Here is a 22,143-nt window from a genome sequence, read left to right as displayed (position 1 = left end):
CGCTGTACGGCTAGCTCTGGTGCGCCTCGTAGTGCGCGACCGCGTCCCCGGTGCGGCCGGCACCGTAGACCCGGAGGAACTCTGCCAGCTCCGGATGGGTGGGGGCGAGGGCGTTCGCCGCCTCGATGATCTCTCCCGCGTCCGAGACCGACCGGAGCAGCGACTGGATCTCGCGCACCACGCGCCGCACCGTGGTCGAGCCGGTCGACGAGACGGTCTGTGCGGTGTTGCTCAGCACCGAACCCCCGGCGGTCTTCTTGATCTCGTCCATCCGGTCGGTGGCCTCGGCGGCGCTGACGCTGCCGTCGGCGACCTGGCCGGCCAACTCCTGGAGCGCCTGGACCCGTTGGACCACGGCGGGGTTGCCTATCTTCGCCCGCTGACCGCTCATCAGCTGCGACAGCATCGGCGCCGACAGGCCGAGCACCCCCGCGAGCCGGGCCTGGTTGAGCCCGAGATCGTCGATGAGGCGGCGGAAGAGGGCACCGAGCGGTTCGCCGTACCAATTCCGTTGCAGCTCCCGGGCCCGCGCGGTGGCTTCCTGCTGTGCTGCGTCCATGCCGTCTCCCCATCTCCCCGGTCGCGCTTCGCTGCCGCGAATCTTGCGAAGCATCCTACGGAGAGCGACGGTGCCGGGCGATACCCGGTCGGGAATGCGCTCGCGCACCAGGTACCCTGGTCGGCGACGGGGCCTTAGCTCAGTTGGTAGAGCGCTGTCTTTGCATGGCAGATGTCAGGGGTTCGACTCCCCTAGGCTCCACCCCGTAAACCCCTCCGACCTGCGGAAACGTAGAGCGGAGGGGTTTTCTCATGGGGCTGTGGGGCCCGGCTGCGCACCGGGGGCGCCGGTGGCCGTGCACCGCATCCCGCCGTCTGATCCCCACCGTTCCCCCACGGTTTCTGTACCTCTGGCCCACGCTTCTGGCCGCCTCTCCCCCTGGGTGCCGTCCCTCGCGAACCCCGTACGGGAGGGGCCGGGTTGGCCGAGCAGGGGAGAGCGCCGCGGCCGGGGCGTCCGAGGAGCGCCCACCGGGCCGCCGGGTGACCGCGGCGGCGGTTCGGCGGACGCACCCGTTCCGGCCGCCGCTCAGCCCGCCTCCTCCGGCCTGCTCAGCGCCCGTACGAGGTGGGGCAGGGCGCGGTGGACGAGCGCCGAGGTGTCGCGGTCGCCGGTGTGGGTGACCTCCAGGGCGGTCAGTCCCTCGAAGAAGGCGACGACGAGCCGGGCGAGGGTGAGGGCGGAGACCTCGGAGGCACGGCCGGTGCGCTCCAGGAAGCGGGCGAGGACGTCCGCGATGCCGGTGTTGAGGCGCTCCTCGTGGCCGGCGAGGGCGCGGGCCACCTCCGGGTGCCGGGCCGCGTGCAGGGTGAACTCCATGGAGACCAGGAACCAGGCGCGCTCCTCGTCGTCATGGGCGGTCAGCTGCGTGAACAGCCCCGCCACCGGGTCGGGGGCGTCGCCGATGTCCTCGGCGCGGCGGGCGAGCTCGGCCAGCAGCCGGTCGGTGTGCGCGTCGTAGAGGGAGAGGAACAGCTCTTCCTTGTCGCGGAAGTTGGAGTAGAAGGCGCCCCGGGTGAGGCCGGCCCGGTTCACGATGTCGCTCACGGAGGTGGCGTGGAACCCGCGCTCGGTGAAGAGCGCGAGCGCACTCTCACTGAGTGCGGCGACGGTCACGGGGCGGCGTTTGGTGGGGGATTTGGGCACGTACCGGCTCCTTGCTGGGGGACGGCGTCGAGGGTACGTGCCCGTCGGCGGGGCCGGGCCGATGTCAGCCGGTGGGGCCGTACTCGTAGAAGCCGCGCCCGGTCTTGACGCCGAGGCGGCCCTCGTCGACGTAGCGGTGCAGGAGGGTGCGGGGGCCCTGGGGGAGGTGGGGGTTCTCGGCGGCGTAGTGGTTCTCGATGTCGAGGACGACGTCGAGGCCGACGGCGTCCATCATCCGGAACGGTCCGGCGGCGGTCCCCATGTTCACCTGCCACATGCGGTCGACGTCCTCGGGGGTGGAGACGCCTTCGGCGACGACCGCGAGGGATTCGCGTTTGATCGCGGCCCAGACCCGGTTGAAGATGAAACCGGTGCTCTCCCGGTGGGCCTCGAAGGGCTGGATGCCGTAGTCGGGGAGGGTGCTCAGGAGCAGGTCGAGGACGGCGCGGTCGGTGTGGCCGCAGGACATGAGGTCGACGGCGTTCTGCCGGGGCGGCATGTAGAAGTGGATGTTGAGCAGCCGTTCGGGGCTGCGGACGCTGCCGACGAGACGGCTGGTGGCGTACGACGAGGAGTTGCTGGCGAGGATCGCGTCGGCCGGTGCCTCCCGGTCCAGCTCTTCGAAGATCTTCCGCTTGAGGTCCAGCCGCTCCGGTACGGCCTCGACGACCAGCCAGGCGTCGTCCAGGGCGCGGGCGAGGTCGGTGGTGGTCTCGACGGTGCCGGGGCGGCCGCCCGCGAGGCGCGCGGCGACGGCCGGAAGTTCCTTCTCGATGTAGGCGCGGGCGGCGTCACCGGCCTCGGCGGCGGGGTCGTGGACGCGGACCGGACCGCCGCGGGTGGCGAACATCAGGGCGATCCGGCGGCCGAGGGTGCCGGCGCCGACCACGGTGACGGGGCGGTTCTCCGGTGCGGTGGGGAGGGTGAAGCTCACGATGACTCCTGGTGCGGATCCCGTCGCAAGAGGCGGGGAGGGGAGGCCGGGGCGCAGACGGCGTCACGGTCGACTACGAGATACAGTGTGTATCGGATACAAGGTGTATGCCAAATGTGCGGCGTAGTCCAGCCCTGATCCGCCCCCGCCCCCCGGGGCGGGCGCCGGGCGGGCCGCCCCGTCGAGAAAGCCAGGTCGCACCATGCGCGAAGCCCAGGTCCGTGCGCTGCTCACCACACCGCTGAACGCCCCCGCCTACCCACTGCCGCCGTACCGCTTCACCGATCGCGAGTACCTCAACATCACCTACCGCACCGACCCGGACGCCCTGCGGGCCGTCGTCCCGGAGCCGCTGCGGATACCCGAACCGCTGGTCCGCTTCGAGGTGATGCGGATGCCGGACGTGACGGGGCTCGGGGACTACACCGAGTGCGGGCAGCTCGTCCCCGTGGAACTCGACGGGGAGGCCGGAGAGTTCAGCCTCGCGATGTACGTGGACAGCCTCCCGGCCATCGCCTCCGGCCGGGAGATGAGTGCCTATCCGAAGAAGGCGGGCGCCCCGCGGCTGTACGTCGACTCCGACACCCTCGTCGGCACCCTCGATCACGGCTCCCTCCGCGTCGCCACCGCCACCATGGGCTACAAGCACGCCCCGCTCGCCGCCGAGTCCGCCCGCGCGGAGTTGTCCCTGCCGACGTTCATGCTCAAGACGGCACGCCACTACGACGGACGCCCGCGGATCTGTGAGCTGGTGCGGACGGAGATCTCCGATCTCACGGTGAAGGGCTCCTGGAGTGGCCCGGCCCGCCTCCAGCTCTTCGAGCACGCTCTGGCACCGCTGGCCGACCTCCCGGTCCGCGAGGTGGTGTCCGCCTCGCATCTCGTCACGGATCTCACCCTCGGGGCTGCCGCGGTGGTGCACGACTACCTGGCGGAGTGAGGGGCGTCCGCCCGGGGTGCGGGCCGTCCGCCCGGCGGGGCGCACTGTTCGGGCGCCCGGGGGCCGAGGTGGCGCGGCCGTTTCACGTGAAACCGGCGCGGTCGGAGCGGTGCGGCCGGGGCGTTTCACGTGAAACGTGGTGGCCGCCCCGGGGCGCGAAGCCGATGTTTCCCGTGAAACCAGTGCGGCCCGGTCCGGTTGTTTCCCGTGAAACCAGTGCGGCCCCAGCCGGTCGTGCGCCGCCCGTTCGGCCCGTACGCGACGGGTGCCCGCCACCCACCAGGGGTGACGGGCACCGGTCGGTGTCCGGAGGGCGTGGGGCCGGGGCGGCCGGCCCGGGGCGGTGGGCCGAGCCCGTGCTTGCTCCCCGGCGGAGAGGCCGTGCCGTCGCGTCGGGCCGGGGTCCCGGGTCAGGCCGGGGCGGCCGGTCCGGGTCGGGCGCGGGCTCGCGTCAGGCGGAGGCCCCGCCCGGGCCGTCGCCGGGCCCCTTGTCCTCTTCCTCGCCGTCGGTCCGGGCCGTGGAGCCGCTGCCGTCGACGGAGCTGAGCCGGCCGCGTTCGTGCACCTCCGTGGGGGCGGGCGGCTCCACCAGCCAGTCCGGGTTGGCCTGCTTGTCCCACCATTTCCAGGCGGCGACGGCGCCCCCGGCCAGCAGCCCCACCACCAGCAGCCGCTTGGCGGCTTTCCCGGCCCGGGCCCGGCAGCGGTTCTTCCGCGCCAGCTTCTCGATCTCGGCGGCGGTCACGTCGCCGCGCAGCGCCGCGAGCGCCGCGGTGCCACGGGCGAACGCCTCGTCGCGGACGGGCTCGGCGGCCGCGCGGGCGGAGTGCACGGCGCTCTCCACCCGGGGTGCGGCGTAGTCCGCGGCCTGCCGTGCCGCACAGCGGGTGCGGTGGGCGGCGCGGCACGCCGCCGCATCCACCTTCGGCGGCAGTGCGCCACGGGCGTGCTCGATGCGCGGCACCAGATGGGTGTCGTAGTGGGCGCGGGCCTGCTGCGCGGCCTCCGACACCATGGGGGCCACCCGGGTGCGGGCCTGCTGCGCGGCCTCCGCCATCCTCGGCGCCACGCGCGTCCGCGCCTCCTGGGCGAACTGCATCGCGGTGTCCCTGGCCGTACCGGCGTACGGAGCCACCACCTCAGCGGCGTGCCGCACGCTGTCCCTGGCCGAACCGGTCGCGGCGCGCACGCTGTCCTTGCGGGTCACTGGATCCTCCTCCTCGGTGGCGTGTCCGGGTCCGTGGGGGCTGCTCCCCCAGGTCTGCTGTCTCGCCTGTCCACCCAGTTGACGATCATGCCCGTTCGCGCGCCGTACGGCATGTACGCGCGGGCATCCGGGTCATGGCGGTGCGCCGGCGACGAGGGCGTGTGCCTGCCCGCCGTCGGGGCCGCCCATGCCGGGGCGGGGCGCGGCACGGGCCGCGCCCCACGGCGGTCCGTGCGAGGATCGGATCCCGATCAGCGAAGACTCATGGAAGGCAGATCCGTGGCTGAGCAGCTCTACGCCACCCTGAAGACCAACCAGGGCGACATCACCCTTCGGCTGCTGCCGAACCACGCCCCCAAGACGGTGAAGAACTTCGTCCAGCTCGCCGCGGGCGAGCGGGAGTGGACCAACCCGGCGACCGGCCAGAAGTCCACGGACAAGCTCTACGACGGCACCGTCTTCCACCGGGTGATCAGCGGTTTCATGATCCAGGGCGGCGACCCGCTCGGCAACGGCACCGGCGGCCCGGGGTACGAGTTCGCCGACGAGTTCCACCCCGACCTGGCCTTCACCAAGCCGTACCTGCTCGCCATGGCCAACGCCGGTCCGGGCACCAACGGCTCGCAGTTCTTCATCACCGTCGCGCCGACCGCCTGGCTGACCGGCAAGCACACCATCTTCGGTGAGGTCGCCGACGAGGCCGGCAAGAAGGTCGTGGACACCATCGCCGCCACCCAGACCAACCCGCGCACCGACCGCCCGGTGCAGGACGTCGTCATCGAGTCGGTCGTCATCGAGAACCGCGAGAGCTGACCCGGGCGCCGCCGCGCCCGCCGTTCCCGGGAACCTTGCGCCCCGTCCGGTCGTAGACCAGGCGGGGCGCCCCGCGTGCTGGCCCGGTGGCGGGCGGGTGTGTTGTGATGACGCGTCCAGCCGCAGAGAGGACGACCGAGCGATGGACCAGGTGCCAGGCACCCCGCAGGAGCCGCAGGGCGCGGACGGCGCGAGTGGCCTGCCGGGCTGCTACCGCCATCCCGACCGTGCGACGGGCGTCACCTGCACCCGCTGCGAGCGGCCGATCTGCCCCGAGTGCATGGTCAGCGCCTCGGTCGGCTTCCAGTGCCCGGAGTGCGTACGCACCGGCAGCGGCACGGGCCACTCTGCGCACGCCACCACCCCGCGCACCCTCGCGGGCGGCGCCGTCGCCTCCGACCCCAAGCTGGTCACCAAGATCCTGCTGGGCCTCAACGTCGCCGTCTTCATCGCGGTCTACGCCTCCGGCGGGCTCGTCGGACGGCTCGACATGATCGGCCTGGCCTTCGACCCGCAGCACTACCAGCTCGTCGGGGTCGCCGAGGGCCAGTGGTACCGCCTGATCACCGCGGTCTTCCTGCACCAGGAGATCCCGCACATCGCGTTCAACATGCTGTCCCTGTGGTGGCTGGGCCCGCCCTTGGAAGCCGCGCTCGGCCGGCTGCGCTACACCGTGCTCTATCTGCTCGCCGGGCTGGGCGGCAGCGCCCTGTCGTATCTGCTCGCCGCGCAGAACCAGCCCTCGCTCGGCGCCTCCGGCGCGATCTTCGGTCTGCTGGGCGCCACCGCGGTCCTGCTGCGGCGGCTGAACTACGACATGAAGCCCGTGCTGATCCTGCTGGGCCTCAACCTCGTCTTCACCTTTCTGTGGCCGAATATCGCCTGGCAGGCGCATGTCGGCGGCCTCGTGGTGGGCGCGGCGGTGGCGTACGGCATGGTGCATGCGCCGCGCGAGCGCCGGACGCTGGTGCACACCCTGACGTGTGTCACCGCGCTGTTGGTGATCGTCGCCGTGGTTGTGCTGCGGACGTTCCAGCTGACCGGCTGAGGGCAGCGCGGGCCTGGGGGTAACGGCCGCGTCCGGTCCCGTTCCACGGTGTTGTCCACAGTGCGTGGCGGATCTTGTGCACGCTGTGGGGAACGCCCGTCCCGGATCGTACGAACCTGCGTTTTCCCAGTACGCAAGGGGGAAACGGGGCACCGGAACGGGCGGGGCCGGTCACACCGGCGTCAACATCCCGAGAGGTTATCCACAGATCTTCTGAAGTTTTCCCCGGCTGTGGATAACTGTGTGGATGGCCTTGGGCAGGGCTTGCGTCACTTCCACTGCGTGGAGACGCCGAAGCCCACCGCGATGAAGCCGAACCCGCACACGATGTTCCAGTCACCCATCGCCTTGACCGGCAGATCGGCCTCGGAGACGTAGTACAGCACGATCCAGGCGAGCCCGATCAGGAACATCGCCAGCATCACCGGGGCGACCCAACCACGGCCGGAATTCATCTTCAGGCTGGTGGTCTTCGCCGGCGGCGGCGTGAAGTCGTCCTTCTTGCGGATCCGTGACTTCGGCACGAGGAACTCTCCTGTCGATGCGCTGCTCTCCCGCTCTCGACTCCTCTTGAGCGGGAGGTGCCCCCGTCCGCGCGGGCGTACGGGCGGGAGCCGGACGGATGCGCCGGGGAGCGGTTCGACGCCCCGGGGCGTCCGTTAGCGTAGTGCTTCCGCGGCGTCGTAAGGAGCAAGGGTACGTTGAGCACTTCAGCTGGCTCCTCCGGCCGCCCGGCCCGCCCGCGGCTGCGACCCGTGCGCCTGCTCACACTCGCCGTCTTCGCGCTCGCGGGCCTGATGTTCTGGCTCAGCTTCGACACCGCACGCGGCACCGATCTGCGCTCCGACGACTCCATGCTCCGCCTTTCCGACCTCATCCAGCAACGGAGCCAGAAGAACGGCGCCCACGACGAGCGCAACGCGGCGCTCCGTGCGGACGTCGAAGCCCTCGCCCAGCGCGACAACGGCACCTCCCGGGCGGAGGAGGCCCAGCTCAGAGCGTTGGGGGAGCAGGCCGGCACGGAGAAGCTGAAGGGCGAGGGCCTCTCGGTCACCCTCACCGACGCCCCGCCGAACGCCACCGCCAAGATCCCCGGCGTCCCCGAGCCGCAGCCCAACGACCTCGTCATCCACCAGCAGGACCTCCAGGCCGTGGTGAACGCGCTGTGGCGGGGCGGCGCCAAGGGCATCGAGGTCATGGACCAGCGGCTGATCTCCACCAGCGCGGTGCGCTGCGTCGGCAACACCCTGATCCTCCAGGGCCGCGTCTACTCCCCGCCCTACAAGATCACCGCCGTCGGCGACCGGGGCGCCCTCAACCGCGCGCTGACCGAGGCGCCCGCGATCCAGAACTACCTCCAGTACGTCAACGCCTACGGGCTCGGCTGGAAAGTCGACCAGCGCGAGGCGGTGACTCTGCCCGGCTACTCCGGCACAGTGGAGCTCCACTACGCACAGCCGGTGCAGCCGTAGGGCCCGCGCGCCGGTGACGGCGACGGGAAGGGGCGCGGCCGGTGACGGTGCGGTGGATCGTCCGGACAATCAGCGAGCTGTGCGTCACGACCGGCACGCTCATCGTGCTCTTCGTCTGCTACCTCCTCTTCTGGACCGGCGTACGCGCCGACAACGCCATGGACCAGGAGATCGGCCGCCTCCAGGAACGCTGGTCGGCCGCCGCGCCCGCGGCCGGTGCGGCGCGCACCGACCCGTCCACCGTCCCCGCGCCGTCCGGCAGCCCCCGCCCGTACGGGAGCGGGGCGGCGTTCGCCGTCATGTACATCCCCCGCCTCGGTGCCGAGTGGTCCAAGCCGGTCCTCGAAGGCACCGGCACCGATGTGCTGCGGCGCGGTCTCGGGCACTACGCGGCCACCGCGCGCCTCGGTGAGGTCGGCAACTTCTCCGTCGCGGGGCACCGGCGCACATACGGCGATCCGTTCAAGGACTTCCCGCTGCTGCGGCCCGGCGACGCGGTGGTGGTCTCCGACGGCACCACATGGTTCACCTACCGCATCGACCGGCGGCCCTACCGGACGCTGCCCGACGACATCGGCGTGATCGACCCCGTGCCCCGCGCCTCCGGCTACCGCGGGCCCGGCCGCTATCTGACCCTGACCACCTGTGAGCCGGAGTGGGGACACAGCCACCGGCTCATCACCTGGGCACATCTGGACGCGACGCAGCCGGTGGCGGCGGGAAGGCCCCCGGCTTTGTCCGGCTGACCCACCCGGGACCCTCCCCGCCCCGTAGTCTGGTGGGGCAATCGACACCGTCATCGGCGAGTAGGGACAGCAGCATGTACGGCTGGATCTGGCGGCATTTGCCGGGCAACACAGGGGTGAAGGCGCTGATTTCACTGGTGCTGGTGCTGGCGGTCGTCTTCGTGCTTTTCCAGTACGTCTTTCCGTGGGCGGAGCCGCTGCTCCCCTTCAATGACGTCACGGTCGATCAAGGGATGGCAGCCGTCCGATGAGTGCACGCATTCTCGTCGTCGACAACTACGACAGCTTCGTCTTCAACCTCGTGCAGTACCTCTACCAACTCGGCGCCGAATGCGAGGTGCTGCGCAACGACGAGGTCACCCCCGCCCATGCGCAGGACGGCTTCGACGGGGTGCTGCTCTCGCCCGGTCCGGGCGCGCCGGAAGAGGCCGGGGTCTGCATCGACATGGTCCGGCACTGTGCGGAGACCGGCGTCCCGGTCTTCGGCGTCTGCCTGGGCATGCAGTCCATGGCGGTCGCCTACGGCGGCGTGGTCGGCCGCGCCCCCGAGCTGCTGCACGGCAAGACCTCGCTCGTCTCACACGCTGGCGAGGGTGTCTTCAGCGGCCTGCCCTCGCCGTTCACCGCCACCCGCTACCACTCGCTCGCCGTCCAGGAGGGCACGGTGCCGGACGAGTTGACCGTCACCGCGTGGACCGACAACGGCATCGCGATGGGGCTGCGCCACCGTGAACTGCCCGTGGAGGGCGTCCAGTTCCACCCCGAGTCGGTGCTCACCGAGTGGGGCCACCGGATGCTCGCCAACTGGCTCGTAGCCTGCGGTGACGCGGGAGCGGTGGAGCGCTCGACGGGGCTCGCCCCGGTGGTCGGCAAGGCCGGCGCGTGACCGCCACACGCCCCGAGCGTGACGGCACCCCCCACGATCCGTACGGCGGGGACGCGGCGTTCGAGGCGGCGGTGGGGCAGCTCAACGACCCGCTGATGGATCCGCTGCCGAGCCCGGGTGGTCCGCCCGGCGGGTCCGGCACCTCGCCCGGCGACGAGCCGGGCCCCGCCGGCCCGGCGGCCACCGGAGCCCCCGCACCCGGTGGCCCCGGCACCCGTGCCCGGCTCACCGGCTCACCGGCGCCCGGCCACGGTTCCCCGTGGTTCCGTCCGCGCCCGGCGACGGAGGAGGCACCGGCGGACGTCACACCACCCGGCCCTGCCACCGGTTTCGGGCCCGAGGCGCCCGCGGGCCGTCATGCCGCCGCGGGCCCGGACCAGGTCCCGGCGTTCGGCCCCGCGGCCGCCCGTCCCCCGGCCCGGAGACCGTCCGCACCCTCCGTACCGCCGGCCACCGCCGGACCGGTGGCCGACGACGAGACCATGGCGCTGCGCCAGGCGGAGCGGACGGGGGGCCCGGGCGGCGGCACCTTCGGCAGCGACGCCGTTTCACGTGAAACAGCGCCGGACGCGGCCTCGGTTTCACGTGAAACCGACGAGGATCCCGGCGAGGCCGTTTCACGTGAAACGGCGGACGCCCCGGCTCCCGGCGGTCGTGCCGCCCGCCGTAAGGCGGCCCAGCAGGCGGCGAAGCGCGGCGGTCGCCGTGGCAAGCGCAGTGGCGCCGCGGCTGCGAGCGCCCCGCCGGCACCTCCGCCCGCGCCCACCTCCCGGCTGGAGGCCCGCCGCGCCGCCCGCGCCGCGAAGGAGAGCCTGAGCCTCATCGCCAGCCGCGCCATCGGCGAAGTGTTCATCACGCTCGGCGTGGTGATGCTGCTGTTCGTCACCTACCAGCTGTGGTGGACGAACGTCCTGGCCCAGCAGGAGGCCGGCGGCGCCGCCAACACCCTGCAGCACCAGTGGCAGGAGGGCAGCGGCGAGAAGAAGTCGCTGGTCCCGGGCGAGCGCTTCGCCATCATGTACATCCCGAAGCTGGATGTGAAAGCGCCGATCGCCGAGGGCGTCGACAAACACTCCGTGCTGGACCGGGGCATGGTCGGGCACTACGACAAGAGCAGCGGGATCACCACGGCGATGCCCTGGGACAAGAAGGGCAACTTCGCGGTGGCCGCCCACCGCAACACCCACGGCGAGCCGTTCCGCTACATCAACAAGCTCAGCCCGGGCGACAAGGTCGTCGTGGAGACGCAGAGCGCGTACTACACGTACGAGATGGTGAGCATCCTTCCGCAGACCAGCCCGCAGAACGTCAGCGTCATCCAGCCGGTGCCGCAGGGGTCCGGTTTCAAGGCTCCGGGCCGCTACCTCACGCTCACGACCTGCACCCCGGAATTCACCAGTACCTACCGGATGATCGTCTGGGGCAAGATGGTCGCGGCGCAGCCGCGGAGCAAGGGCGAACCGGATGCGCTCACCGGCTGACCGAAGGTAAGAGGGGTATGACGCGGTGACTGCCACGGGCCATGACGAGGACATCGAACGGTCCGCGCCGCCGAACCGACCACGCCGGATGCGTCGCTCCGTCGCCGCCGTGATCAGCGTGATCGGCGAGCTGCTGATCACCGCCGGGCTGATCCTCGGCCTGTTCGTCGCGTACTCGCTGTGGTGGACGAACGTCCTCGCCGACCGCGCCGCCGACAAGCAGGGCGACGAGGTGCGCCGCCACTGGGCCGCTCCCACGCCGAAGGGGCCGGGGAAGCTGGACACCAAGGACGGCATCGGCTTCCTGCACGTCCCGGCGATGAAGAACGGCGAGGTGCTGGTCAAGAAGGGCACCGGCTCCGAGATCCTCAACGAGGGCGTAGCCGGCTACTACACCAAGCCGATCGCGTCCGGGCTGCCGCAGGACAAGAAGGGCAACTTCACCCTCGCCGCCCACCGCGACGGTCACGGCGCGAAGTTCCACAACATCGACAGGCTCCGCGAGGGCGACCCGATCGTCTTCGAGACCAAGGACACCTGGTACGTCTACAAGGTCTACGCGGTGCTCGACCAGACCTCGAAGTACAACGTCGACGTCCTCGACCGGATCCCCGAGGAGTCCGGCAAGGAGAAGGCCGGCCGCTACATCACGCTGACGACCTGCACCCCGGTCTACACCTCGAACTACCGCTACATCGTCTGGGGCGAGCTGGAACGCACCGAGAAGGTCGACGCGGACCGCACCCCGCCGGAGGAACTGCGCTGACCGGGCGGGCCCGCGCCCGGCCGGGGGAGCCGCCCCGGCCGCCCCGCAAGCCGGCGAACGGCCCCCGCACACGACATGAGCCCCGGCCCCCTTCGAAAGGGGGCCGGGGCTCATGCGTGGACCATCCGCCGGCGGGTCAGCCGAACGGCCAGCCGCCACCATCCCCGTGGTCACCGCCGCCACCGCCGATGGTGGTCAGCGTGACCGTCGTGGAGGCGGGGTCGGACGGGGTGTCGCCTCCCGGGTCCTGCTGCATGACCCGGGCGTTGTCGTCCTGGTTGCTGCCGTCCGCGAACTGGATGTTGGTGAATCCGGCGTCCTGCAGCATCTTCTTCGCGTCCTTGACCTTCTGGCCGACGACATTGGGCACCGGCTTCTGCGCCGCCGCCTTGCCGACGGTCAGCGTGACCATGGTGTTGACGTCGACCTGCGTCTGGCCCGCCGGATCCATGGCGGTGACCTTGCCGACCTGTGCCGGGTCGGACACCTCCTGCTCCTGCTTGGTGACCTGGAGCTGGAGATCCTTCAGCTGCTTCTCCGCCGCGGCGAAGTCGTTGCCGACGACGTCGGGGACCTTCACCTTCGGGTTGGCCTTGGCGATCGTCAGCGTGATCGTGGTGTTCTTCGGCTTGCTGGCGCCCGGCTTCGGGTCCTGGTCGAGGACGGTGCCCGGGTCCTGCTCGGATGCCTTCTGCGTCAGCTGGACATTGGCGAAGCCCTTGGCCTTCAGCTCGGCCCGGGCCTCGCTCTCGCTGAAGCCGCGGACGTTGGGGACCTGCACCTGCTTGGGGCCGGTGCACGTCGTGACGTTGATCGTGCCGCCCTCGTCGATGGCGGCGCCCTCGGCCGGCTCCTGCTTGGTGATCTGGCCCTTGTCGACGTTCTCGCAGGCTTCGCTGCCGCTCTTGGCGATCTTCAGATCGCCGTTGTTCCGGGCGGACTCCTTCGCCTGCGCCAACGTGCTGCCGACGACGTTGGGCGCCGTCACCCCGCCGCCCCCCGCCTTGCCGCTGAACATCGCCTTGCCGATGAAGATCGCACCGACGAGGACGAGGACACCGGCGACGGCCAGCAGGATCGTCGAGGTGTGGTTCTTCTTCGGCGGACCGGAGGCACCGGCGCGACGGCCCGCGGGCCGCTCGTCGTAGCCGTAGCCACCGTCGTCGGGGTTCATCGGCGGCAGCATCGCGGTCTGCGCGCCCGGGTCCTGCGGCCGCAGCATCGTCGTGGGCTGGTCCTGGTCGAAGCCGCCCGCGCCCATCGCCGAGGTGGCCGCGACCGGCTGACCGTCCAGCGCCGCCTCGATGTCGGCGCGCATCTCATCGGCCGACTGATAGCGGTAGTCCGGATCCTTGGTCAGCGCCTTGAGGACGATGGCGTCCATCTCGGGCGTGATCTCGGGATCGAAGTTGCTGGGCTTCTGCGGTTCCTCGCGCACATGCTGGTACGCCACGGCGACCGGCGAGTCACCGATGAACGGCGGTCGGACGGTGAGGAGCTCGTAGAGCAGACAGCCGGTGGAGTAGAGGTCGGAGCGGGCGTCGACCTGCTCGCCCTTGGCCTGTTCCGGGGAGAGGTACTGCGCCGTGCCGATGACCGCGGCGGTCTGCGTCATGGTCATCCCGGCGTCGCCCATCGCGCGGGCGATGCCGAAGTCCATGACCTTGACCTGGCCGGTGCGGTTGAGCATGACGTTCGCGGGCTTGATGTCGCGGTGCACGATGCCGGCGCGGTGCGAGTACTCCAGCGCCTGGAGCACCCCGATGGTCATCTCCAGGGACCGCTCGGGCAGCAGCTTCCGCCCGGAGTGCAGCAGCTCCCGCAGCGTGGAACCGTCGACGTACTCCATGACGATGTACGGGATCGAGACGCCGTCGACGTAGTCCTCGCCGGTGTCGTAGACCGCGACGATGGACGGGTGGTTCAGCGAGGCGGCCGACTGGGCCTCACGGCGGAACCGGGCCTGGAAGGACGGGTCACGGGCGAGGTCCACCCGCAGCGTCTTCACCGCGACGGTGCGGCCCAGGCGGCTGTCGTGGGCGAGGTACACCTCGGCCATGCCACCGCGGCCGAGCACCGAGCCCAGCTCGTACCGGCCGCCGAGGCGACGCGGCTCATCCATAAGCTTCTCCAGCCCTCTCCGTCAGTCCCGACCGCACCCGTGTGTGGTCCGGCGGTGTGCTGTCCGGGCATACGGTACCCGGCGCTTTGCACCGGGCCGGGCCGTAACCGCAACCTGATATCTGACCGGTACGGCCCTGCCCAGGAGTCACTTCTTGTCGCTGAGCACCGCTTCCATCACGCTCTTCGCGATCGGGGCGGCCAGCTTGCCACCCGCGATGTCGCCGCGGAGTGTGTCGGACCCCTCAACGACGACGGCGACGGCGACCGGGGTGCCCTTGTCGGTCTTCGCGTAGGAGATGAACCACGCGTACGGGTTCTCGCTGTTGCCCATACCGTGCTGCGCGGTGCCGGTCTTGCCACCGACCGTCACACCCGGGATCTGCGCGGAGGTACCCGTACCGTTCTTGACGACGGTCTCCATCATGTCCTGGAGCTTCTGGGCGTTCTCCGGCTTGAGCGGCTGGCTCATCTCCTTCGGCGTGTGCTGCTCCACGACGTTGAGGTTGGGCGCGACCAGCTTGTCGACCATGTACGGCTCCATCAGCTTGCCGCCGTTGGCGATCGCTGCGGTGACCATCGCCATCTGCATCGGGGTGGCGCGGTTCGACGCCTGACCGATGCCCGCCTGGGCGTTCTGCGGCCGGTTGTCCTCGGGGTAAACGCTCTCGGCGAGGCGGACCGGGGTGTCGATCTTCTTGTTGTTGAACCCGAACTTCTCCGCCTCGGCCATCATCGTCTTGTTGCCGAGGTCGGCGCTGATCTTGCCGAAGACGGTGTTGCACGACCAGCGCAGCGCCTCGCGGAGGCTGGCGTCCTTGCAGGGGATGTTGCCCTCGTTCGGCAGCGGGACGTGGTTGGTGTCCGGCAGGTAGTACGGCAGCGGCGACCGGGTCGGGGCGTCGATGTCGGTGTAGAGACCGTTCTCCAGCGCCGCCGCCGCGGTGACGACCTTGAAGGTCGAGCCGGGCGGGTACGTCTGGCGCAGCGCGCGGTTGAGCGTCGGGTCGTCCGGGTTGTTCTGCTTCAGGAGCGCGTTGTACGCCTTGGAGTCCTTGTCGGTCATACCGGCGAAGGTGGACGGGTCGTACGACGGCGCGGTGGCCAGGGCGAGGATCGCGCCGGTCTCCGGGTTGAGCGCGGCGACCGCGCCCTTCTTGTTGCCCAGCCCCTCGAAGGCGGCCTTCTGGGCCTTGGCGTTCAGGGTGGTGACGACGTCACCGCCCTCCTGCTTGCGGCCGGTCAGCATGTCGACGGTGCGGCTGAAGAACAGCCGGTCGTCGGTGCCGGTGAGGATCTTGTCGTACAGCTTCTCCAGCTGGTTGGCGTCGAACGCCTGCGAGGCGTAGCCCGTGACCGGCGCCCACATCTTGCCGTTCTTGTACGTCCGCTTGTACTTGTAGTCGTCGCTGTCGGTCGTCGTGGAACCGGTGACCGGCTGGTCGCCGACGATGATGTCGCCGCGCGGGATGCTGTACCGCTCGATGGCGACGCGGCGGTTGTTGTCGTCGTTCTTCAACTCGTCGGCCTGGACGAACTGCACCCAGTTGACGCGGACGAGCAGGGCGAGGACGAGCAGGCCGCAGAAGATCGCGACCCGGCGCAGGGGCTTGTTCACGGGCGGACCACCTGGGTCATCTCGGCATCGGGAGAGGGAGCGGGCGCCGGGGCGGGCCGGCGGGCGGTGTCGCTGATCCGCAGCAGGATCCCGACCAGCGTCCAGTTGGCGATGACGGACGAACCACCCTGGGCGAGGAACGGCATCGTCATACCGGTCAGCGGGATCAGCCCCGTCACACCGCCGGCGACGACGAAGACCTGCAGCGCGAAGGCGCCGGACAGGCCGACGGCCAGCAGCTTGCCGAACGGGTCGCGGGCGGCGAGCGCCGTGCGGATGCCCCGCTCGATGAGCAGGCCGTACAGCAGCAGGACGGCCATCAGACCGGCCAGCCCGGTCTCCTCGCCGACGGTGGCGAGGATGTAGTCGCTCTTCGGCGCGATGCCGCCGATCAGCCGGGAGTAGCCCTGGCCGAGTCCGGAGCCGAGGATGCCGCCGGAGCCGAAGGAGTACATCGCCTGGGCGGTTTCGGTGACACCGCCGTCGAGCAGCTCCAGCGGGTTGAGCCAGTTGTGCACACGGACCTGGACGTGTGACTCGAAGGTGGCCACCGCGACGGCGCCGCCGGCGCTCAGCAGCAGACCGAAGACGATCCAGCTGGTCCGCTCGGTCGCGACGTACAGCATGATCACGAAGAGGCCGAAGAAGAGCAGCGAGGTACCCAGGTCGGTCTCGAAGACCAGGATCATCAGGCTCAGCGCCCAGATGACCAGGATCGGGCCGAGGTCACGGCCGCGCGGCAGGTACAGCCCCATGAACCGGCGGCTCGCCAGCGCCAGCGCGTCCCGCTTCACCATCAGGTACCCGGCGAAGAAGATCGCGATGATGATCTTCGCGAACTCACCGGGCTGCAGCGAGCCGACACCGGGGATCGTGATCCAGATGCGCGCGCCGTAGCGCGCCGGGAAGAAGATCGGCGAGATCAGCAGGACCAGCGCCACCACCATCGAGATGTAGGTGTAGCGCTGCAGGACGCGGTGGTCCTTGAGCAGGATCAGCACGCCGAGGAAGAGCGCGACCCCCAGCGTCGACCACATCAGCTGGCCGGGCGCCATCGGGCCGCCCAGCGCCGTAGTGGTGATCTTCGGCTCCTGGTCGAGCCGCCAGATGAAGACCAGCCCGAGACCGTTGAGGAGGGTGGCGATCGGCAGCATCAGCGGGTCGGCGTACGGCGCCCACTTACGGACGACGAGGTGCGCGACGCCCGCCAGCAGCGCCAGCCCGAGGGCGTAGCCGAAGACGCCGGCGGGGATCGCCTGCTCCTTGGCGAGCCCGACGTTGATGTACGCGAAGACCGGGATGATCACCGCGAAGACGAGCAGCGCCAGCTCGGTGTTGCGGCGGCTCGGGGCTCCGATGGTGCCGATCGTGGTGGTGTTGGTGGTACTGCTGCTCATGACGTGTACGGCCCCCTACGCCCTCACTGCTGGGTGCTGCAATTCTTTTCCAGCTTCAACTGCTCCTCGGAGGGGGCCTGGCTGGTGATGTCGGCCGGGGGAGTCGACGGGGCCACGAGCGCACCGGGGGTGCCGGACGTCGCGGACCGGTCGCCGGAGGTCGTGGGAGTGCCGGGAACGCCGGGCTGGTGGCCGGTCGTGCCGTCGGTCCGGCCGTGCTGCTGCGCCTTCTCCCGGTCCTTCTTGGCCTTGGCGTCGGCGCGTTCGGCGGCCTCCCGCTGCTGCTTGCTCAGACAGGCGTGCGCCTGCTTGCCCAGCTCGGTGACCTTGAGGGTCGCCTCGTCGCGGTTGTCGGCCGGGATCGTCTCCTTGACCTGGTTCCGCTGGTACAGCGGTAGGTACTTGAGTTCGATCTCGGGGTGGTCCTGATCGACCTTGTTCAGCGAGATCCACGCGAGGTCCTGGTTGAGGCCCCGGTAGAGCGCGACGTGGTCGTCCTTGGCGCCGACGAAGTACTGGGTCTGCGTCCAGCGGTAGCCCGCGTAGAGCCCGCCGCCGACGACGGCCAGTGCGAGCGCCGAGAACAGCGACCGCTTGATCCAGGTGCCGCGGCGCCGCGGCTTGACGAAGTCCTCGTCGGCGAAGGCGCCGAACGAGCCCTGCGCCTCACCGCCCGCGTCGCCGTCGCCGCTGCCGGGCGGGCCGAAGGCGCCGCCGGGAGCCTGCGCCGGGACATCCCGGCCGCGGCCCAGCTCGGCGGCGCGGGCGGCCGGGGTCTGCAGGGTGCTCGGGTCGCTGAGCTGGTGCTGGTTCTCGGCGACCGCGCCGACGATGACCGGGGTGTCGTTGAGCTGCCCGGCCAGCGCGTCGTTGCCGTCGACGTCGAGGACGTCGGCGACGATGCAGGTGATGTTGTCGGGACCGCCGCCGCGCAGCGCGAGCTGGATCAGTTCCTGGATCGTCTCGTGCGGACCGTGGTAGCTGGCGAGCGTCTCCTCCAGCGTCTGGTGGCTGACGACGCCGGAGAGCCCGTCCGAGCAGATCAGATAGCGGTCACCGGCGCGGACCTCGCGGATCGACAGATCCGGCTCCACGCGGTCACCGCTGCCCAGGGCCCGCATCAGCAGCGAGCGCTGCGGATGCGTGGTGGCCTCCTCCTCGGTGATCCGGCCCTCGTCGACGAGGCGCTGCACCCAGGTGTGGTCCTGCGTGATCTGGGTGAGCTGACCGTCCCGCAGCAGATAGGCGCGGGAGTCGCCGACGTGCACCAGGCCGAGGCGCTGGCCCGTCCACAGCAGCGCGGTCAGGGTGGTACCCATGCCGTCGAGCTGCGGGTCCTCCTCGACCATGACGCGCAGCTGGTCGTTGGCGCGCTGCACGGCGGTGCCGAGGGAGGTGAGGATGTCGGAGCCGGGGACGTCGTCGTCGAGCTGGACGAGCGTGGAGATCACCTCGGACGAGGCGACCTCGCCCGCGGCCTGACCGCCCATGCCGTCGGCGATGGCGAGCAGCCGCGGTCCGGCGTAACCCGAGTCCTCGTTGCCCTCCCGGATCATGCCCTTGTGTGATCCGGCGGCGAAGCGCAGGGAAAGACTCATGCGCACCTCACCTGTCGGTTCGGGGTACAGCCGGTCTCGTCGAGCCACACTGCCCACCCTCCGGTCGGGAGCACGCTCGGGGCCGTCGAGTGGACCGCCGCGGCTCGCTCGCTCCGCTCGCTCATAAGTCGTACTACTTCCGCAGCTCGATGACGGTCTTGCCGATGCGGATCGGGGCCCCGAGCGGGACCGGGGTCGGCGTCGTCAGGCGGTTCCGGTCCAGGTACGTGCCGTTGGTGGAGCCGAGGTCCTCGACGATCCACTGGCCGTCACGGTCCGGGTAGATCCTGGCATGCCGGCTGGACGCGTAGTCGTCGTCCAGGACGATCGTCGAATCGTGCGCCCGGCCCAGCGAGATGGTCTGGCCCTGGAGGGCGACGGTGGTCCCTTGCAAGGTGCCTTCGGAGACGACCAGCTTGGTGGGCGCGCCGCGGCGCTGCCGGTTGTTGCCGCGCCCGCCGTCCTGGCGGCGCTGCTGCGGCGGCGCGGCCTGCTGCCGCTGGCCGCGCGCCTCCTGGCCGCCCCGACGGGCGGCGCCGCGCTGTGTGACACGCGTGCCGAACAGATCGCTGCGGATGACCTGGACGGCCACGATGACGAACAGCCACAGTACGGCGAGGAAACCCAACCGCATGACCGTGAGGGTCAGCTCTGACATTGCCCCCGCTTCACCCTTCGGCTTGCCGGTAAACGATGGTGGTACTGCCCACGACGATCCGCGAGCCGTCGCGGAGACTAGCGCGGGTGGTGTGCTGCCCGTCCACCACGATCCCGTTCGTGGAGCCCAGGTCCTGGACCGTGGGGGGCGTGCCGACGCGGATCTCGCAGTGCCGCCGGGAAACCCCGGGGTCGTCGATCCGGACGTCGGCGTCGGTGCTGCGGCCCAGTACGAGCGAGTTGCGCGAAATCTGGTGACGCGTGCCGTTGATCTCGATCCAGCGCCGGGTCTGTGCCTGCGGCTGCGGACCCGCGCCGGGCGGTGCCGTACGGGGCGGGGCGCCGGGCGGCGGGGACGAGGGCATGGGGGGCGGGCCCACATGACCACCGCCTGTGTGACCGCCCCGGGGCGCCGACGGACCGCGCCCGGCGGGCGCCTGTCCTCCCGGCTGCTCCTGGGACGTGCTGGAGGCGAGGGTGCGGCTGCGCACGCGGTAGAGGCCGGTGTCGAGATCGTCGGCCTTCTCCAGGTGCACCTTGATGTTGCCCATGAAGGTGTAGCGCTGCTGCTTGGCGTAGTCGCGGACCATCCCGGACAGTTCGTCACCGAGCTGTCCGCTGTACGGGCTGAGCCGCTCGTAGTCGGGTGTGCTCAGCTCGACGATGAAGTCGTTGGGGACGACTGTGCGATCGCGGTTCCAGATGGTCGCGTTGTTGTCGCACTCGCGCTGCAGCGCGCCGGCGATCTCGACCGGCTGCACCTCGGACTTGAACACCTTGGCGAAGGTGCCGTTGACGAGACCTTCGAGACGCTGCTCGAAGCGCTTCAGTACTCCCACGGGGCACCTCCTTCCTCAGTCTTCGACAGGGTCGTCCTGATACTGCTTACCGATCGTATCCACGCGCCGGGAAATCAGCTGGTTCCCCTTTCCCGCCCGGAGTGACGAGTGTCCCCCCTCACAGGGTTGCCTGTTGGGGCGTTGTGCCGTGCCCGTCGTCCGTGCACTGCGATGGTAGAGGTGCCCCGCCGACAGTGTCCCGCAACCGTTCACCTCGCTCCGTGCGGGGCCGGGTCCCGACGCCGGGTGGCCGGGACCGAGGGGGTGTGGGCTGCGGCGGAGTGTTCCGGGGGCGGTCGGACGGCCGGGGCCGGGGCCGCGGCCCGCCGTCGGCCGCCGGTGCGCGGTCCGGCCGGGGGCCCGGGAAAGGGCAGGTGAAACCACCCGCCGCGCCGTGCTAATGTTCTGCATGTCGCAAGGCGCTCCCCCCGAAACGGGAAAGAAAAACCCGGATCGCGTGAGAGAATCCAAACGACAACACCCATGCGCGGGTGGCGGAATAGGCAGACGCGCTGGATTCAGGTTCCAGTGCCCGAAAGGGCGTGGGGGTTCAACTCCCCCCTCGCGCACAGATGAGACCCCCGGTCTCCGGAGAAATCCGGAGACCGGGGGTCTTTTGTTGTGCTTCTCACTTCCCCCGCCCCGGGCGCGGGAGGCCGCGCCTCCGTCCGGGACATCGGCCCCGCTCCGGCCCCGGGGTGACACGGGGTGGCCGGTCGTCCCCGGGGCGTGCGGAAGCGGGAGGTGTCAGGCGGCGACGCGGGCCGCGGTCTCCCGGCCCTTCGCTGCGGCCTCGGCGAGGGTCTTCTCGCGGGACGCCTCGTACAGCGGGATCAGGTCGCTCATCGCGGGGTTGGAGGGGGCCATGGTCAGCTCGGGGACGATGAAGTCGACATCCAGCCCGAAGCCGTCGCCGAGCAGGACCTGCAGGAGGTTCTGCACGTAGTCGAAGCCCTCGCGGGGGGTGCCCGGGCCGTACGCGCCGCCGCGGCTGGCGACGACGGTGACGGGGGTGCCCTTGGCGGAGGGCTCGGCGCCGCCGGTGCGGCCCATGAGGAGGGTCTGGTCGATCCACGCCTTGAGCGTCGAGGGGATCGTGAAGTTGTACATGGGGGCGCCTATGACGACGGCGTCGGCCTGTTCCAGTTCCTCGGCGAGGCGGGTGCGCAGGGCGAAGGCGGCCTGCTGCTCCGGGGTGTGGGTGGCCGGGTCGGAGAAGCCGGCCGCGGCGGCGGTGCCGTCGAGGTGGGGCAGCGGGTCGGCGGCGAGGTCGCGGTAGATGACCGTGCCCTCCGGGTGCTCCGCCTCCCAGGCGGCGCGGAAGGCGGCGGTCACCGCGCGGGACGCGGAGCCGTCCGCGGGGAAGACGGAGGAGTCGAGGTGGAGGAGTGTGGCCATGGTGATCGGTCCTTCGGTCGCGGCCGGACGCGGTACGGCTAAGTGGTTGAACTTTGTACGTGACTATTCATAACACAGCTACTTACTTTTCCGCAGTACCCAACGGGAAGGCGGTAGGCTGGAGCCATGGCGGACCACGGCGAGGCGGCGTGCAGGCAGGTCGACGGCAGGATGACGCGCGTCTTCGAGCTGTTCGGGAAGCGCTGGACCGGCCTGATCGTGGCCACGCTGATGCCCGGGCCGGTGCACTTCGCCGATCTGCGGCGGGCGATCCCCGGTATCAGTGAGCGGATGCTCTCCGACCGGCTCGCGGAGCTGACCGCGACCGGTCTGGTGGTGCGCGAGGTGGACGCCGGGCCCCCGCTGCGCGTCGCCTACCGGCTCACCGAGGCCGGTCTCGCCATGGAGTCCGCGCTCAAGGAGCTGGGGCGGTGGGCCGAGACGTATCTGGGCGAGGGCGGACAGTGTCCGGAGCGCTTCCGCAAGTAGGCGCCGGAAGCGCTCCGCGGGCGGCCGC

At 70.7% G+C, this 22,143-nt stretch carries 22 protein-coding genes and 2 tRNA genes; 12 read left to right on the top strand and 12 right to left on the bottom strand.

Going from position 1 to position 22,143, the window contains the following annotated elements:
• Positions 1–10: 10 nt before the first annotated feature.
• A complete protein-coding gene (locus ACF1BH_RS16405) occupies positions 11–559 on the bottom strand; it encodes a DNA-binding protein (protein WP_143941787.1) in 549 nt (182 codons plus the stop codon).
• A gap of 128 nt (positions 560–687) precedes the next feature.
• Here ACF1BH_RS16405 and ACF1BH_RS16400 point away from each other — a divergent pair.
• Positions 688–760, top strand: a tRNA-Ala gene (locus ACF1BH_RS16400).
• A gap of 327 nt (positions 761–1,087) precedes the next feature.
• Here the strand turns inward: ACF1BH_RS16400 and ACF1BH_RS16395 are convergent.
• Both ACF1BH_RS16395 and ACF1BH_RS16390 read right to left on the bottom strand, forming a co-directional pair.
• Positions 1,088–1,705, bottom strand: a complete 618-nt coding sequence (locus ACF1BH_RS16395; protein WP_391643161.1) for a TetR/AcrR family transcriptional regulator — start codon at positions 1,703–1,705, stop codon at positions 1,088–1,090.
• 64 nt (positions 1,706–1,769) lie between these two features.
• Positions 1,770–2,639, bottom strand: coding sequence for a 3-hydroxyacyl-CoA dehydrogenase family protein (locus ACF1BH_RS16390; RefSeq protein ID WP_391643160.1), 870 nt, complete (start codon positions 2,637–2,639; stop codon positions 1,770–1,772).
• A gap of 202 nt (positions 2,640–2,841) precedes the next feature.
• Between ACF1BH_RS16390 and ACF1BH_RS16385 the strand changes: the two genes are divergently transcribed.
• Positions 2,842–3,579 carry an acetoacetate decarboxylase gene (locus tag ACF1BH_RS16385; RefSeq protein ID WP_391643159.1) on the top strand — a complete coding sequence of 246 codons (738 nt, stop codon included), beginning with the start codon at positions 2,842–2,844 and terminating at the stop codon, positions 3,577–3,579.
• A gap of 451 nt (positions 3,580–4,030) precedes the next feature.
• Here ACF1BH_RS16385 and ACF1BH_RS16380 read toward each other — a convergent pair whose 3' ends face one another.
• Positions 4,031–4,786, bottom strand: a complete 756-nt coding sequence (locus ACF1BH_RS16380; protein WP_391643158.1) for a DUF5324 family protein — start codon at positions 4,784–4,786, stop codon at positions 4,031–4,033.
• A 279-nt stretch (positions 4,787–5,065) separates the two neighbouring features.
• Here ACF1BH_RS16380 and ACF1BH_RS16375 point away from each other — a divergent pair, with 279 nt between their 5' ends.
• A complete protein-coding gene (locus tag ACF1BH_RS16375) occupies positions 5,066–5,599 on the top strand; it encodes a peptidylprolyl isomerase (protein ID WP_391643157.1) in 534 nt (177 codons plus the stop codon).
• A gap of 142 nt (positions 5,600–5,741) precedes the next feature.
• Positions 5,742–6,647 (top strand): rhomboid family intramembrane serine protease, encoded by a 906-nt coding sequence (locus ACF1BH_RS16370; protein WP_391643156.1) that lies wholly within the window; start codon positions 5,742–5,744, stop codon positions 6,645–6,647.
• Between the two features lie 269 nt (positions 6,648–6,916).
• On the opposite strand, the gene crgA is transcribed toward ACF1BH_RS16370, so the two are convergent.
• On the bottom strand, positions 6,917–7,171 hold the full coding sequence (gene crgA, locus ACF1BH_RS16365; RefSeq protein WP_030285707.1) for a cell division protein CrgA: 255 nt from the start codon (positions 7,169–7,171) through the stop codon (positions 6,917–6,919).
• Between the two features lie 177 nt (positions 7,172–7,348).
• On the opposite strand from crgA, the gene ACF1BH_RS16360 reads away from it, so the two are divergent.
• The 6 genes from ACF1BH_RS16360 to ACF1BH_RS16335 all read left to right on the top strand — a co-directional run bounded on the left by ACF1BH_RS16360 (position 7,349) and on the right by ACF1BH_RS16335 (position 11,998).
• A complete protein-coding gene (locus tag ACF1BH_RS16360) occupies positions 7,349–8,119 on the top strand; it encodes a DUF881 domain-containing protein (RefSeq protein ID WP_391643155.1) in 771 nt (256 codons plus the stop codon).
• Between the two features lie 41 nt (positions 8,120–8,160).
• Positions 8,161–8,865 (top strand): class E sortase, encoded by a 705-nt coding sequence (locus ACF1BH_RS16355; RefSeq protein ID WP_391643154.1) that lies wholly within the window; start codon positions 8,161–8,163, stop codon positions 8,863–8,865.
• Between the two features lie 74 nt (positions 8,866–8,939).
• Positions 8,940–9,116 carry a hypothetical protein gene (locus tag ACF1BH_RS16350; RefSeq protein ID WP_030285712.1) on the top strand — a complete coding sequence of 59 codons (177 nt, stop codon included), beginning with the start codon at positions 8,940–8,942 and terminating at the stop codon, positions 9,114–9,116.
• On the top strand, positions 9,113–9,751 hold the full coding sequence (locus ACF1BH_RS16345) for an aminodeoxychorismate/anthranilate synthase component II (RefSeq protein ID WP_391643153.1): 639 nt from the start codon (positions 9,113–9,115) through the stop codon (positions 9,749–9,751). The genes ACF1BH_RS16350 and ACF1BH_RS16345 overlap by 4 nt, the downstream gene beginning before the upstream one ends.
• Entirely contained in the window at positions 9,748–11,232 is a 1,485-nt protein-coding gene (locus tag ACF1BH_RS16340; RefSeq protein WP_391643152.1) for a class E sortase, read from the top strand. Before ACF1BH_RS16345 ends, ACF1BH_RS16340 begins: the two co-directional genes overlap by 4 nt.
• 25 nt (positions 11,233–11,257) lie before the next feature.
• Complete coding sequence (locus tag ACF1BH_RS16335; RefSeq protein ID WP_391643151.1) at positions 11,258–11,998, top strand: class E sortase; 741 nt, start codon at positions 11,258–11,260, stop codon at positions 11,996–11,998.
• 136 nt (positions 11,999–12,134) lie between these two features.
• Here ACF1BH_RS16335 and pknB read toward each other — a convergent pair whose 3' ends face one another.
• From pknB to ACF1BH_RS16305, 6 genes are all read right to left on the bottom strand, one after another.
• Complete coding sequence (pknB, locus tag ACF1BH_RS16330; RefSeq protein WP_391643150.1) at positions 12,135–14,120, bottom strand: Stk1 family PASTA domain-containing Ser/Thr kinase; 1,986 nt, start codon at positions 14,118–14,120, stop codon at positions 12,135–12,137.
• A 147-nt stretch (positions 14,121–14,267) separates the two neighbouring features.
• Positions 14,268–15,737, bottom strand: coding sequence for a peptidoglycan D,D-transpeptidase FtsI family protein (locus ACF1BH_RS16325; RefSeq protein ID WP_391643149.1), 1,470 nt, complete (start codon positions 15,735–15,737; stop codon positions 14,268–14,270).
• Positions 15,734–17,134, bottom strand: coding sequence for an FtsW/RodA/SpoVE family cell cycle protein (locus ACF1BH_RS16320; RefSeq protein ID WP_391643148.1), 1,401 nt, complete (start codon positions 17,132–17,134; stop codon positions 15,734–15,736). The genes ACF1BH_RS16325 and ACF1BH_RS16320 overlap by 4 nt, the downstream gene beginning before the upstream one ends.
• Before the next feature lie 23 nt (positions 17,135–17,157).
• Positions 17,158–18,732, bottom strand: a complete 1,575-nt coding sequence (locus ACF1BH_RS16315) for a PP2C family protein-serine/threonine phosphatase (protein WP_391643147.1) — start codon at positions 18,730–18,732, stop codon at positions 17,158–17,160.
• Between the two features lie 133 nt (positions 18,733–18,865).
• Complete coding sequence (locus ACF1BH_RS16310) at positions 18,866–19,390, bottom strand: FHA domain-containing protein (RefSeq protein WP_391643146.1); 525 nt, start codon at positions 19,388–19,390, stop codon at positions 18,866–18,868.
• 10 nt (positions 19,391–19,400) lie between these two features.
• The gene (locus ACF1BH_RS16305) at positions 19,401–20,228 is read right to left on the bottom strand and encodes an FhaA domain-containing protein (protein WP_391643145.1); all 828 of its coding nucleotides are present in this window, start codon (positions 20,226–20,228) and stop codon (positions 19,401–19,403) included.
• 485 nt (positions 20,229–20,713) lie between these two features.
• Here ACF1BH_RS16305 and ACF1BH_RS16300 point away from each other — a divergent pair.
• Positions 20,714–20,797 (top strand) — tRNA-Leu (locus tag ACF1BH_RS16300).
• Positions 20,798–20,975: 178 nt separating this feature from the next.
• Here ACF1BH_RS16300 and ACF1BH_RS16295 read toward each other — a convergent pair.
• Positions 20,976–21,626, bottom strand: a complete 651-nt coding sequence (locus tag ACF1BH_RS16295; RefSeq protein ID WP_391643144.1) for an FMN-dependent NADH-azoreductase — start codon at positions 21,624–21,626, stop codon at positions 20,976–20,978.
• 126 nt (positions 21,627–21,752) lie between these two features.
• Here ACF1BH_RS16295 and ACF1BH_RS16290 point away from each other — a divergent pair, with 126 nt between their 5' ends.
• Complete coding sequence (locus tag ACF1BH_RS16290) at positions 21,753–22,115, top strand: winged helix-turn-helix transcriptional regulator (protein WP_391643143.1); 363 nt, start codon at positions 21,753–21,755, stop codon at positions 22,113–22,115.
• Positions 22,116–22,143: the final 28 nt, after the last annotated feature.

The sequence above is a fragment of the Streptomyces sp. NPDC014733 genome (assembly GCF_043083385.1).
Classification (GTDB): domain Bacteria; phylum Actinomycetota; class Actinomycetes; order Streptomycetales; family Streptomycetaceae; genus Streptomyces.
The sequence above is the reverse complement of the archived record's forward strand: the minus strand, read 5'-3'. Positions and strand labels throughout refer to the sequence as shown.